At 38.8% G+C, this 13,277-nt stretch carries 16 protein-coding genes; 15 read left to right on the forward strand and 1 reads right to left on the reverse strand.

From position 1 onward, the window contains the following. Positions 1–101: 101 nt before the first annotated feature. Genes DEU40_RS05245 through DEU40_RS05260 form a run of 4 tightly spaced genes read left to right on the forward strand, consistent with a single transcriptional unit; the run spans position 102 to position 2,063 of the window. Positions 102–638: a YfiT family bacillithiol transferase gene (locus DEU40_RS05245; RefSeq protein WP_110008851.1), complete on the forward strand. Its 537-nt coding sequence runs from the start codon at positions 102–104 to the stop codon at positions 636–638. Further along, a complete protein-coding gene (locus DEU40_RS05250; RefSeq protein ID WP_228406447.1) occupies positions 632–1,093 on the forward strand; it encodes a DUF1569 domain-containing protein in 462 nt (153 codons plus the stop codon). The genes DEU40_RS05245 and DEU40_RS05250 overlap by 7 nt, the downstream gene beginning before the upstream one ends. Continuing rightward, the gene (gene ytxJ / locus DEU40_RS05255; protein WP_110008852.1) at positions 1,090–1,470 is read left to right on the forward strand and encodes a bacillithiol system redox-active protein YtxJ; all 381 of its coding nucleotides are present in this window, start codon (positions 1,090–1,092) and stop codon (positions 1,468–1,470) included. Before DEU40_RS05250 ends, ytxJ begins: the two co-directional genes overlap by 4 nt. After that, positions 1,467–2,063: a Crp/Fnr family transcriptional regulator gene (locus tag DEU40_RS05260; protein WP_110008853.1), complete on the forward strand. Its 597-nt coding sequence runs from the start codon at positions 1,467–1,469 to the stop codon at positions 2,061–2,063. Before ytxJ ends, DEU40_RS05260 begins: the two co-directional genes overlap by 4 nt. 126 nt (positions 2,064–2,189) lie before the next feature. On the opposite strand, the gene DEU40_RS05265 is transcribed toward DEU40_RS05260, so the two are convergent. Continuing rightward, a complete protein-coding gene (locus DEU40_RS05265) occupies positions 2,190–3,611 on the reverse strand; it encodes a PLP-dependent aminotransferase family protein (RefSeq protein ID WP_110008854.1) in 1,422 nt (473 codons plus the stop codon). 97 nt (positions 3,612–3,708) lie between these two features. Here DEU40_RS05265 and DEU40_RS05270 point away from each other — a divergent pair, with 97 nt between their 5' ends. The 11 genes from DEU40_RS05270 to DEU40_RS05320 all read left to right on the forward strand — a co-directional run bounded on the left by DEU40_RS05270 (position 3,709) and on the right by DEU40_RS05320 (position 13,276). Further along, entirely contained in the window at positions 3,709–4,593 is an 885-nt protein-coding gene (locus DEU40_RS05270; RefSeq protein WP_110008855.1) for a DMT family transporter, read from the forward strand. 86 nt (positions 4,594–4,679) lie between these two features. Next, positions 4,680–4,913 (forward strand): hypothetical protein, encoded by a 234-nt coding sequence (locus tag DEU40_RS05275; RefSeq protein ID WP_110008856.1) that lies wholly within the window; start codon positions 4,680–4,682, stop codon positions 4,911–4,913. 317 nt (positions 4,914–5,230) lie between these two features. Further along, positions 5,231–5,827 carry a Crp/Fnr family transcriptional regulator gene (locus DEU40_RS05280; RefSeq protein ID WP_228406448.1) on the forward strand — a complete coding sequence of 199 codons (597 nt, stop codon included), beginning with the start codon at positions 5,231–5,233 and terminating at the stop codon, positions 5,825–5,827. A 462-nt stretch (positions 5,828–6,289) separates the two neighbouring features. Then, complete coding sequence (locus tag DEU40_RS05285; RefSeq protein WP_110008857.1) at positions 6,290–7,093, forward strand: KGG domain-containing protein; 804 nt, start codon at positions 6,290–6,292, stop codon at positions 7,091–7,093. Between the two features lie 72 nt (positions 7,094–7,165). Next, positions 7,166–7,753, forward strand: coding sequence for a ferritin-like domain-containing protein (locus DEU40_RS05290; RefSeq protein ID WP_110008858.1), 588 nt, complete (start codon positions 7,166–7,168; stop codon positions 7,751–7,753). Between the two features lie 47 nt (positions 7,754–7,800). Beyond that, positions 7,801–8,118, forward strand: coding sequence for a hypothetical protein (locus DEU40_RS05295; RefSeq protein WP_110008859.1), 318 nt, complete (start codon positions 7,801–7,803; stop codon positions 8,116–8,118). Between the two features lie 15 nt (positions 8,119–8,133). Beyond that, positions 8,134–8,511, forward strand: a complete 378-nt coding sequence (locus tag DEU40_RS05300; protein WP_110008860.1) for a hypothetical protein — start codon at positions 8,134–8,136, stop codon at positions 8,509–8,511. A 59-nt stretch (positions 8,512–8,570) separates the two neighbouring features. After that, on the forward strand, positions 8,571–10,709 hold the full coding sequence (locus DEU40_RS05305) for a catalase (RefSeq protein WP_110008861.1): 2,139 nt from the start codon (positions 8,571–8,573) through the stop codon (positions 10,707–10,709). Between the two features lie 49 nt (positions 10,710–10,758). Then, positions 10,759–11,937 carry a zinc-dependent alcohol dehydrogenase gene (locus tag DEU40_RS05310; RefSeq protein WP_110008862.1) on the forward strand — a complete coding sequence of 393 codons (1,179 nt, stop codon included), beginning with the start codon at positions 10,759–10,761 and terminating at the stop codon, positions 11,935–11,937. Between the two features lie 36 nt (positions 11,938–11,973). After that, the gene (locus tag DEU40_RS05315; protein ID WP_110008863.1) at positions 11,974–12,474 is read left to right on the forward strand and encodes a CinA family protein; all 501 of its coding nucleotides are present in this window, start codon (positions 11,974–11,976) and stop codon (positions 12,472–12,474) included. 4 nt (positions 12,475–12,478) lie between these two features. Further along, positions 12,479–13,276, forward strand: coding sequence for an SDR family NAD(P)-dependent oxidoreductase (locus DEU40_RS05320; protein ID WP_110008864.1), 798 nt, complete (start codon positions 12,479–12,481; stop codon positions 13,274–13,276). Position 13,277 lies beyond the last annotated feature (1 nt).

Below are 13,277 nucleotides of genomic sequence, written 5' to 3' on the forward strand. Positions count from 1 at the left end.
CTTGAATTTTTGATAAATTCGCACAAGCTGATATTCGTAAATTATCCTGATAAATAATGATAGTACAAATCGGCAATCATAAAAAAATTAAAACCTGAGTAATGAGTGATTTAGAGAAAAAAAAGTTCCCCATAGGACCGTTTGAAGTGCCCGAAAACATCTGTGATATCACATTGGATACTTATATCAAAGTCATTAAAGACTTTCCCGGCCGGCTAAAGAATCTCATCGAACACTTTACAGACGATCAACTGGATACACCTTACAGAGAAGGAGGCTGGACGGTAAGACAGCTTGTAAACCACCTTTCAGACAGTCATATGAACAGTTTTATCCGTTTTAAACTGGCCCTCACAGAAGACAACCCTACCATAAAACCGTATGACGAGGCAAAATGGGCAGAGCTTCAGGACAGCTTTCATATGCCTGTAAAACCGGCAATGAGAATGTTAAAAGGAACCCACCAGAGATGGGTAGTGCTTCTTAAAAGCCTAACCAATAAACAGTTTGAAAGGACTTTCCATCATCCCGAGCATAATAAGAATTATAATTTAAGAGAGAGCCTTGCTTTGTACGTGTGGCACTGTAATCATCATTTTGCTCATATTGAAACCCTGAAGATTGAGAAAGGTTGGTAAGGAAGAGTCTCAATAATCCAATATACTATCAGGAAATTATAGATAGAATTTCTTTGTTATCTGAAAACTCTATCGGAAGATGGGGAAAAATGAACGTGTGCCAAATGCTAAAGCACTGTGATCTGGTTCTTCAGGTTGCTTTAAAAAATGTTGAACTTCCCCGCATCAATGTCTTTTTTGGGGCAATAGGGATTTTTACGAAAATAGAAATGTATGTTTTCAATAATGGAATTCCGAGAAACATGCCTACTTTTCAAAAACTAATCGTTAATTTTGAATGTGATTTTGATGAATCAAAAACCAATCTGCTGAAAACGCTGGAAGAATTCCGGGAAGCCTTTGAAAATGGCAATTTGCCGGATCACCACAGACTATTCGGAAACATGACTGAAAAAGACTGGACATTTTTAGAATTCAAACATCTTGATCATCATCTAAAACAATTTAATGTATGAGTTTTTTTGATAAAATATTCGGTGGGAAAAGTGAAAACCCTGAGCAAAAAACATTCTGGAAAAAGATAGAATCTGAAGAGGATCTTACCAAAGCTATAGAAGATTCTTTTCAAAATAAGATCGCCATATTCAAGCATTCTACAAGCTGTTTCATAAGCAGGACAGTTTTGAAAAATTTTGAAAAAGAAGTAGAGAATTCTGAGCAGCCGGTACATGTATATTATCTGGATTTATTGGCTCACAGACCTGTTTCCAACAAAATAGCAGCAGATTTTGAGATCAGGCATGAAAGCCCGCAGCTGATTGTCATAGAAAACGGAAAACCTGTTAACAGTGCTTCACACCAGGATATTTCTTTAAGCCAGATTGTATCATGAAGAATATAAATAATTATTTAGCCAAAGTTTTAAACGTTCCGCTTCAGAATGTGAACACCTGCAGCCTGCACTATGAAGTAAAGAAAATTCCAAAAAATCAGTTTCTTTTGCAATATGGCGAAATATGCCGTCATATATTCTTCGTAGAAAAAGGGCTTTTAAAAATGTATTCCATTGATAAAAACGGAAAAGAACATATTATACAGTTTGCTCCGGAAAGCTGGCTGATTTCTGACCGAAGCAGTCTTTATTTCAATGAAAAGTCTATTTATTATATAGAAGCCGTGGAGGATTCTGAAGTTTTGTTTCTCCATCCTGACTTCTTCAACAAACTGGTAGAACAATTTCCGAACAGTATTGAAAGAAGTGATTTTCTTCTTCAGAAACATATCAGGAGTCTTCAGAACAGGATCAATTCTTTGCTGGGAGAAACTGCAGAAGAAAGATATATGAAATTCATCAAAATGTATCCGGATTTACTGCTGAGAGTTCCGCAATGGATGATTGCATCTTATCTTGGAATTACTCCTGAGAGTCTGAGCCGAGTAAGAAAAGAACTGGCAAGGAAAAATTTCATCCCGGATAATAAATAAAAAAAGCTGGAAGATGGGAGAGGGAAGCCAGAAGTTCTGGTCAACACAAAGAACTGTTAAACACCCTTATTAAGAAAATCTATTCTTAAAACTATAATCACTTCCACCTTCCAGCCTCTATCTTCCTTACCTCAAATCAATCTTTTTGGCTAGCTGTCCAACCTGTCTGAGTTTGACCTGTGTATTTTCCGACCATGGAAGCCCTATGCAGAGTCTCATACAATTTTCAAACTGCTCCTGAAAAGTAAACATTCTTCCGGGCGCGATACTTATGTTCTGTTTGATAGCCAGATCATATAGTTCTGTTGTACGGATATTTTTATCAAATTCTATCCATAAAGACAAGCCTCCCTGGGGACGGCTGGTTTTCGTACCTTCCGGAAAAGATTCTGCAATGGTCTGAACATAGTTCTGGTAATTGATCTGTAATGTTCTGCGAAGCTGCTGAAGATGTTTTTCATATTTTCCGGATTTCAGGAAATTAGCCACTGCTTCATTCACAATGGAAATAGAAGAAGTAGAGTGCAGAAGTTTCAGCTTCATGATTTTGTCTTTATACTTCCCGGGAGCAATCCAGCCTACACGATAACCGGGAGCCAGAGTCTTTGAAATAGAGCTGCAATACAGTACATTTCCGTCTTTATCAAAAGATTTACAGCATTTCGGACGGCTGGAACCAAAATAAAGGTCTCCATACACATCATCTTCTATTAACGGAATATTATTTTCAGAAAGTATTTTTACAATTTCTTTTTTATTTTCATCAGGCATACAGCTTCCCAACGGTGAATTAAAATTGGGAATCAGGAGACAAAGATCTATTTTCGGAATTAACTTTTTTAAAGCCTCAATTTCTATTCCCGTAGTAGGATGGGTAGGAAGTTCCAGTACCTTTAATCCCAGCCCGTTGGCCAGCTGAAGAATTCCGGGATAGCAGGGACTTTCGATCGCGACGGTATCTCCTGGCTTTCCTAAAGCCATCAAACAGAAAGAAAGGGCATTCATTCCGCCATTGGTGGTAATGAGATCATTTTCGCTAAGATTGCCTCCCCATTGTAAGGAACGTACTGCAATCATTCTTCTTAATTTCAGATTTCCCTGAAGTTCCTCGTATTCGGTACCACCGTCTTTTAATTCCCTGGTGGCATTCACAATTTCTTTTTTTAGTTTAGCCTGAGGCAAAAGATCTCCGGACGGAATTCCGATAGAGAAGAAGGTAAGATCCTTTTTACCCATATTTTCATATACTTTACTGATCAGCTCATCCGGTTCATCATTATTGGCGATCAATGACGGACGGCTTACTTCCGGCAAAGGGAGTTTTGCTGAAAGCAGCTGACTTACAAAATAGCCGGACTGCGGTTTGGATTCTACCAAAGACTGGGATTCCAGCTCCAGAAAGACACGCTTGGCTGTATTCATGCTTACCTGATGCTCCTTGCATAGCATTCTCACTGAAGGAAGCTTGTCTCCGGCCTTTAGAATACCATTTCTGATCTGTCCTGCAATTCCGTCTGCAATTTCCGTGTACAAAAATTCTTTACTCATATTGTTAAACTGTGCTCATGCAAATATACAAAACTGATACTGTGTTTATCGGATTATCCTTTCTAATTTTGAACATCAATTAAAAAGTTTGAATACAATGTTGACAAAACAACTATCAAAAGATGAAAATATAAATGGCTGGATCAATGGCTTTATAGGTGTTGTATTATTTAGTGGAGGTTTGCCGGCCACTAAGTTAGCCGTAATGGAAATGAGCCCCATTTTTGTAACGATTGTTCGTGCGGCTGTTGCAGGAATTCTTGCGCTTATCGTATTATGGCTGGGTAAAGAAAAACGTCCTGTTAAAAAAGATTTAATTCCATTATTGTTGGTTTCCCTGGGCTGTGTGGTAGGTTTTCCGCTTCTTTCTGCATTGGCACTTCAATATCTTACTTCAGCCCATTCTATTGTTTTTCTGGGAATGCTGCCTTTGGCAACGGCTGTATTTGGAGTGATGCGTGGTGGCGAAAAACCCCATCCTGTATTTTGGTTTTTCTCTATTACAGGAAGTCTTTTGGTGATTGGCTATGCTGTTTCGCAGGGGATATCAGCGTCACCTGTTGGCGATATTCTGATGCTGCTTGCCGTTATTTTATGTGGTATGGGTTATGCTGAAGGTGCTAAGCTATCTAAAACATTAGGCGGATGGCAGGTAATTTCCTGGGCTTTGGTATTGGCACTGCCTGTTATGATTCCTCTATTTTTTATTTATTTTCCTGATGATATTGAAAATGTTAGTTTTCAGGGGTGGTTTGGAATGGCTTATATTTCGCTTTTCAGCATGTTTATTGGATTTATATTCTGGTATAAAGGATTGGCACAAGGCGGAATTGCTACTGTTGGACAGCTGCAGCTGCTTCAGCCTTTCTTTGGCTTGGCACTCGCTGCCTGGCTTCTTCATGAACAGGTGAGTTTGGGAATGCTTGGGGTGACTGTGGGCGTCATCTTATGTGTTGCAGGAACTAAAAAATTTGCGAAATAATTAAATATAAAGCATTATGACTTAAGTCATAAGAAGACAGCTTCATAATAGTCTACCTTTGATTCATCACCACAAAATAGAGCATTATGAAGTTTATTATGTCAAGCCTGCTTATAGGACTTATGGTCCTGAGCTGTAAAAAAGAATCCAAAACAGAAACCAATGTTACAACAGATACTGTCATAGCTGATACCATCAGGACGGATTCTGTTTCCACTGTAAACCCAATCCCTTCCGATATAATACAAAGTGATACGGTTTCCTCAAAAAAACTTACAGATACCACAGGAACCCATAAAAATAAAATTCCAAAGAAATAGCAGTTTTTTCTGTTATTACTTTGAAAAACCCGTTTTTATTAAGTAAAAATGGGTTTTATTGTTTTGTATTCTGCAAATTGTTGAAATTATAGCTTAAATATGTGGTATCAAAAAATCAATTTAATCGCATTTTTAATAGCAATACTTAACCAATAAATAAAATATACAATTAAAGTTATCAGTATTTTTAACTTTTTTTAACTTTCAAAACAATCATTAAGGTGCACTTTTTGCACTCATTAAATATCGATTACCAATATATTTTTACTAAGATTAAGAAAAGGAGAAGAAGAAAACAACACCAAAAAACAACTATTATGGTTATCGACGAAAACATTTTGATTTCAGCGGGAGCAGAAACGAGACACTACAGCCCTTCAGAAGTGATATTCTGCGAGGGTGATATTCCCAATTATTATTATCAGATTATTAATGGAGAGGTAAAACTCAATAATTATAATGAGGAAGGAAAAGAATTTATTCAGAATATTTTATCCGACGGAGAAAGCTGTGGAGAATCTATTCTTTTTATAGAAAAACCTTATCCTATGAATGCTGAAGCTATTACAGAATGTACTGTTTTAAGGCTTCATAAATCCATTTTTTTCAATCTGCTGAACCAAAACCCCGAATTATACATGGAGGTCAGCAGTTTTCTCTCCGAACGTCTTTACTATAAATTCATCATGATGCAGAATCTTTCATCGCAAAATCCTTCGATACGACTCAAAGGACTGATGGATTATCTGAAAAGTTTCCAGAAAGATGCACGTCCTTATTCATTTCTGATTCCCTTAACGAGACAACAGATGGCAAGTCTTACAGGTTTGTGTGTAGAAACCGCAATAAGGACCATCAAACATATGGAAAGGGATAAGATCCTAAGAATTGAAAATCGTAAAATTTTATATTAGCATTCATTTGACATAGAAATTTTGTGATTTTTTTCATTTAAATCTTTATAAAGATATGAAAATGATAAACTGTATGAATATTGATGGAAGTCTGTTGTACTGTCTAAAAATGGTTCCTCATTGAATTGGCAGGACAACAGATTATCAATCTTACGGACATGCATATGGAAAATGTATTCCGGACTCTTGAAAAGATGAAAAAATCTGGCAGAATTATCATAAAAGACTGAAAAATTTTGTATTAATACGCATTAACATGATCCAGGTCATAAAAAAGTGAATTATTCTGACGTACATTTGAAATATAAATTTTCAATCCAATTCCTAAACCTTAGTAAAAAAGGAACGTAAAAAGCATTTGCTTTTATTATCATTTAAAATTACCGACATCCAACTGTTGCCGTCTAATACTAGTCACGGGCTGCAATACACATCACTAAATATTAATAAAAAAATTCAGTTATGAACACTAGAAATTCAAGAAACCGCAGTTCAAGAGGACAGTCACATTCATCAGAAAACCTAGAAGAAGTATATCAGTTAGGATATGATCATGGTTTCAACGATGCAACCAGAGATGAAGATTATGATGATGATTTTTCAGAATATGAAAATTATTTTGATAATGAAAATGAGGATTATGACGATGACTACGATGAAGATGATTATGATGAATACGAAGACGATTATGATGATGATGAAGATGATGATTATGATGACGAAGAAGACGACGATGATGATGATCAGAGAGGCCGTAGAGGAGGAAGAGGTGGTTCCAGAGGCGGAAACGGTAACCAGCAGAGAGACAGCCAGGGAAGATTTACTTCCGGTAGAGGCGGTTCTCGTGGAGGAAACTCCGGTGGTGGTTCCCGCGGACGTTCAAGTTCTGGTTCCGGCTCCAGATCAGGAGGCAGAGGCAGGTCATCATCAGGAGATGGTACTTCAAGAAGAGGTTTCGCTTCCATGAGTAAAGCTGAGCGTACAAGAATAGCCAGAATGGGAGGTCAGGCTTCTCATGGTGGAGGCAGATCCTCAGGCTCAGGTTCCAATTCAGGAAGAGGAGGTTCGTCCAGATCAGGAAACAACAGTAATAGCTCAGGAAGAGGAGGCTCGAACTCCAACTCCAATTCAGGAAGTTCAAGAAGAGGATTTGCTGCAATGAGTAAATCTGAGCGTACAAGAATAGCCAGAATGGGAGGCCAGGCTTCCCACGGAGGCGGAAGATCTTCAGGCCGTTCCGGATTCGGAGGCAGACGTAATTCATAATTCTTTTTCCAGGATTGCCTCTTTAGCCATATATAAAGAGGTAATCCTTTAATAACAAACACCATTTACACCATGCCCAATAAAATATTAGAAACCAATACGGCAGTTTCTGCCACCAAAAAAGGTACGGCAGACAAGGCAACTGTCAACGAGGATGAAATGAAAAATTCACCCCTTCACAAATTCTTTGTGAGTGCCCTGAAGGACATTTATTTTGCTGAAAATGCCATTCTGGATGCATTGGAAAAAATGCAGGAAGCAGCTACTGCTGAAGAATTGAAAGATGCTTTTGAAGACCATCACCTTCAGACTCAAAAACATGTTAAACGTTTGGAAAAAGTTTTCAAACTCATTGATGAAAAGCCTGAAAAGAAAGAATGCAAGGCTATCAAAGGGATTATTGAAGAAGGAGAAGAAGTCATCAAAGCTACAGAAGACGGCACTGCAACAAGAGATGTTGCCCTTATTATTGCGGCACAGAAAGTAGAACATTATGAAATTGCCACTTATGGCGGACTGGCCCAGCTTGCCATAACTATGGGACATGATAAGGCTGCTGATCTGCTTGAAAGAACGCTTCAGGAAGAAGAAGACACCGATTCTTATCTTACAGATATTGCAGAAACATCCATCAACTTTGATGCAGAACAGGAAGACTAAACTATGTAATAAGCCATGTAGCTTGTTCTATATGGCTTATTTTAATCATGAAATCAAAATATATGGAATGCCAGAAAATAATAAAAACACTGAGACATAAGGATTTTATAAAAATACCGAATACCGGGAAGTGTTTTGAAGATGGGGCAGCAATCTATGCAAAAGAGATCAAAAAAAATATTTTTCTTTTATTTATTATTCTGAAAGATATTGATATTGAAAATATACAGGCATTAATTGCTCACTTCGACTGCTTCGGCAGTATCGGATTAAAAGAACCGGAACAGATCATGTTTTATTTATCCATAAAAGATAAAAATGACCTTCATTATTTTGAAAAATACATGGAAGCTTCTAATAACTAAAAACCATTCTTAAATATGACTTTTGAAAACGACACTTTACAACATTCCGGCCTGAATGATAAAAATAATGCAATAGAGAATGAGTCTTTATTTCCGTCTATTATGAATTCTTACGGAGTTACGGCTTTTCTGATTAAGTCTTTAGAAAAGATTAAAAATAATGCTACCTGTGAAGTCCTGAAAGGAGTGATAGACAATTATATGGAAGAATACATCCTCAATATCCGTGAGTTTCATTTTAATAACACAACGAAAACCACAGATTTGGATGCCGAAATACGATATGAATCTCCTGCCTTCACTTTGTATGCCAAAACAGCGTATTACAAAGTTCTGAAGGAGGAAGAATATATCAACAGGCTTCTTGAAATTCTGGGAAATAAGACAGATTAATTGCAGCGCCCCATTATTGAACTGCTTTTGAAAGAAAATACACCAACTACAAAAAGATTATGAATATGAACACCAACGAACACAACAAAAAAGCAGAACAGCTGGATGTACACAGCACTTCCAATGAAAATGAAAAACTGACCACCAACCAGGGCTTAAAGATCAACAACAACCAGGATTCTTTAAAAGCCGGAGAACGTGGCCCCTCATTGCTGGAAGACTTTATTCTGCGTGAAAAAATCACCCATTTTGATCATGAAAGAATTCCTGAAAGAGTAGTGCATGCCAGGGGTTCCGGTGCACATGGCGTTTTTAAGCTTACTAAAAGCCTTGCAGAATACACTAAAGCAAAATTTTTAACAGAACTGGGAAAGGAAACTCCTGTTTTTGTACGGTTTTCAACTGTCGCAGGGAGTAAAGGAAGTACCGATCTCGCAAGAGATGTCCGTGGTTTTGCGGTAAAATTTTATACCGAAGAAGGAAATTATGACCTTGTTGCCAATAATATACCGGTATTTTTTATTCAGGATGCTATCAAATTTCCTGACCTCGTACACGCTGTAAAACCGGAACCAGACAATGAAATTCCACAGGCTGCATCTGCCCATGATACATTCTGGGATTTTATTTCACTGATGCCCGAAAGTATTCACATGATCATGTGGCTGATGAGCGACAGAGCTATTCCGCGAAGTCTGAGAATGATGGAAGGCTTTGGTGTACACTCTTTTAAATTTATCAACGAGGCAGGGAATGTACATTTTGTAAAATTCCATTTTAAGCCCAGATTAGGCGTTCATTCCGTAGCCTGGAACGAAGCTCAGATGATTTCAGGAGTAGATTCTGATTTCCATAAGCGTGATCTTTGGGAGGCCATAGAAAACGGCGATTATCCGGAATGGGATTTCGGGGTACAACTTATTCCTGAAGAAGATGAACACAAATTTGATTTTGATCTTCTCGACCCTACCAAAATAGTTCCTGAGGAAGAAGTTCCTGTAGAAATCTTCGGAACTTTAACGCTTAACAGAAATCCTGATAATTTCTTTGCAGAAACCGAGCAGATTGCATTTCACCCGGGACATATCATTCCCGGGATAGATTTCACCAATGATCCGCTGCTGCAGGGAAGATTATTTTCATATACCGATACTCAGCTTTCAAGACTGGGATCTCCCAATTTCCATGAAATACCGATCAACAGATCTATCAACACGGTTCATAACAACCAAAGAGATGGTCATATGAGACAGCAGATCGTTAAAGGAAAAAGCAGCTATGAACCGAATTCTATAGGCGGCGGATGTCCTTTCCAGGCGATGATGTCTGAAGGCGGCTTTACCTCCCAGCAGGAAAGGGTTTCCGGAGTGAAGATCAGAGAAAGAAGTAAAAGTTTTGTGGATCATTATTCACAGGCAAAATTATTCTATAACAGCCAGTCTGCACCGGAGAAAACACACCTTCAGAATGCATTGATCTTTGAATTATCAAAAGTAACCCGTCCTGAGATCAGGGAAAGACTGGTAGGACAGCTTGCCTATATTGATACAGACCTTGCCTGGAAGGTAGCAGAAAAATTAGGTGTGGAAGTTAAAAAACTGGAATGGCCCAATCAAAGTCTGCCGGCAGATAGTAATATGATAGACCTTCAAAGCGAAGAAAGAGAACCTCATACAAAGGTTTCTGATGCTTTAAGTATGAAGAATACGGTAAAAAATACAATTAAGAGCCGTAAAATTGGCTTTATTCTGGCTAACGGTGCTGATGGTGGAGCTGTCAATGATCTTAAAGCAAAGCTTGAAGCAGAAGGTGCCAGAGTTGAACTGATTGCAACAAGTGTTGCTCCCGTAAAACTGAATGACGGTTCAGAACTGACTCCGAAACATTCTCTTAGCAGTACGGCAAGTGTCTGTTTTGATGCCCTTGCGATCTGCCCGGGAGAAGATTCCGTAAAAGAGCTGATGATTGCTGAAAACAAACATCTGGTTCTGCATTTCATCAATGAAGCTTATAAACACTGTAAAGCAATTTACTTTGGAAAAGATACGGAGGTGCTTTACCACAATTCCAATGTAGCCGCTAAACAACATGAGGATCCCGGAATCATTACATGGGAAGACGGAGATCCGGCAGATAAATTCATCCAGGCAATTGCCCAACACAGAGTCTGGGATCTTGAAAAGGAGAGAAACGCGTAATCATAAAACACCCTTCACACCAACACCAATCACTTTAAATATCTACATTATGAAAGCAGCCGTTTTTCATTCACCAGGTAATATTACCTGTGATACCGTAGAAGATCCCAGAATTCTGGATGAAAATGATATTATTCTGAGAGTAACTTCCACAGCGATTTGTGGCAGTGATCTCCATATGTATTCAGGAGGAATTCCGCAGGCCAGACCCATGGTAATGGGACATGAATTTATGGGTATCGTAGAAGAAACCGGGAAAAACATCAGTCACCTGAAAGCAGACGACAGGGTAGTAGTTCCTTTTCCCATTGCTTGTGGAAGCTGTTTCTTCTGCCAGCATGATCTTCCCACCGCATGTGAACATAGCAACCCCGATTATTACGGCCCGGAAGGAGGTATTTTTAAAGAAAAAGGCGGAGCTCTGTTCGGATATACCGACCTGTATGGAGGATATGACGGTGGCCAGGCCCAGTATGTAAGAGTTCCCTACGCGAATTTTGGGCCCAGAAAAGTTCCGGAAAACCTTAGTGATGAACAGGTTTTATTTCTTACTGATATTTTCCCAACAGGCTACACAGGAGTGATGTGGGGAGAGCTTAAAGGAGGAGAAACCGTTGCGGTTTTTGGAGCAGGCCCGGTAGGGACAATGGCCACGAAAAGTGCTGTTCTTCATAACGCAAAGAAAGTTATTGTAATTGATACCCTTCAATACAGATTAGACAGAATCAAAATGCTTACAGGATGTGAAACCATTTTGTGGGAAGATGCTGAAAGTACTATTGAACAGATCAGGGATATGACAGACGGGCGGGGTGCAGATCTTTGTATTGAAGCCGTAGGTTTTGAACCGGAAAGAAGTTTTATAGACCGTGCAAAAGCTGTTTTAAACTTTGAGAAAGGCTCTATCAAAGTGCTGGAAGCATGCATGAGCGCGGTACGCAGAGGTGGCATTGTTTCTGTTCTGGGAGTTTATCCCGTCAATTATGACAATTTCAGACTTGGACAGATTTTTGACAAGGGAATTACACTTAAAGCAGGACAGTGCAATGTTCATCCTATTATAGACCGGCTTATGGACTATGTCGTGACCGGAAAAATCACTCTTGATGATGTTATTACCCACCGTTTATCTCTTGATGAAGTAAGCAAAGGATACGAAATTTTTGATAAAAAAGAAGACGGATGTGTAAAGGTCGTTCTTGACCCATGGAAGCTGACAGGCTTTTAAAATAAATTATCAACCAATCACTCAAAATTTAATAGTATGGACTTTCAAAAAAATCTTCTCGAATATATAAGTCAGTCACTGATGACCACGGATGAAACCATTTCAATTGCAGAAAGTGTCACTTCAGGATGTTTGCAGCTGGCTTTTTCACAGATGCCTAATGCTTCTATGTTCTACAAAGGAGGAATGACAGCCTACACATTGCCGGAAAAAGTAAAACTACTAAAGGTTAACAGACAGGAGGCCGAAGAATGTGACTGCGTTTCAGAGAATATTGCAGAGACGATGGCTTTAAATGTCGCAAAACTTTACGAATCCGACTGGTCTATCGCTACAACCGGATACTGTACACCAATCCGGAATTCCGGGTATAAAATTTTTGCCTATTTCTCATTCTCTTACAAAGGTGAGATCATCCTGACTAAAAAACTGGAATTACATCCTAAAACTCAAGCCCTGAATGCCCAGCTATATTACACCGAATTTATTTTGGGGTGTTTTAAAAGTGAACTTAACAGGCTTTTAATCTTAAAATAAATCTATGGAACGCAAAAATCAATATGCACTCATTACAGGTGCTACCAGCGGTATAGGCTACGAACTGGCAAAGAAATTTGCCAGTAACGGATATGATCTTGTTATTGTGGCCAGAGATCATGAAGAGCTGAAAAGAAAAGCCGATGAACTCAAAAATTGTGGAGTGAATGTAATCAGCATCTCCAAAAATTTATTCTTACAGGAAGAAGTCTATTCTCTTTATTCCGAATTAAAAATGAATGGAATAAGCCCTGAAATATTAGTGAATGATGCCGGGCAGGGAGTGTACGGGAAATTTCAGGATACGGATATCCACAGGGAAGTAGACATTGTTCAGTTAAATATCATTTCAGTCATCATATTGACCAAACTGTTTTTAAAGGACCGGCTGCCCGAGGGGTCAGGAAAGATTTTGAATCTGGCATCTGTAGCCAGCAAAGCTCCCGGCCCGTGGCATTCGGTATATCACGGTACTAAAGCATTTGTATTATCATGGTCTGAGGCCATCCGTGAAGAGCTGAAAGATTCCGGAATTACAGTGACGGCTCTGTTACCGGGACCTACCGATACCGATTTCTTTAATAAAGCGGATATGAACAGAAGTAAAGTACTTGAAGACCCAGATAATCTGGCATCGCCGGAAGAAGTGGCTGCAGATGGTTACCATGCTCTGATGAATGGTGATGATAAAATAATATCAGGGTTAAAAAACAAACTTTCTGTAGCAATGGCGAATATAGCCAGTGACAGTATGGCGGCTCATAGAATGGCAGAAATGCAGAAACCTTCAACAGAAAAATAAA

Origin of the sequence: Chryseobacterium sp. AG844 (genome assembly GCF_003182335.1) — a bacterium.
Taxonomy (GTDB): Bacteria; Bacteroidota; Bacteroidia; order Flavobacteriales; family Weeksellaceae; genus Chryseobacterium; species Chryseobacterium cupriresistens.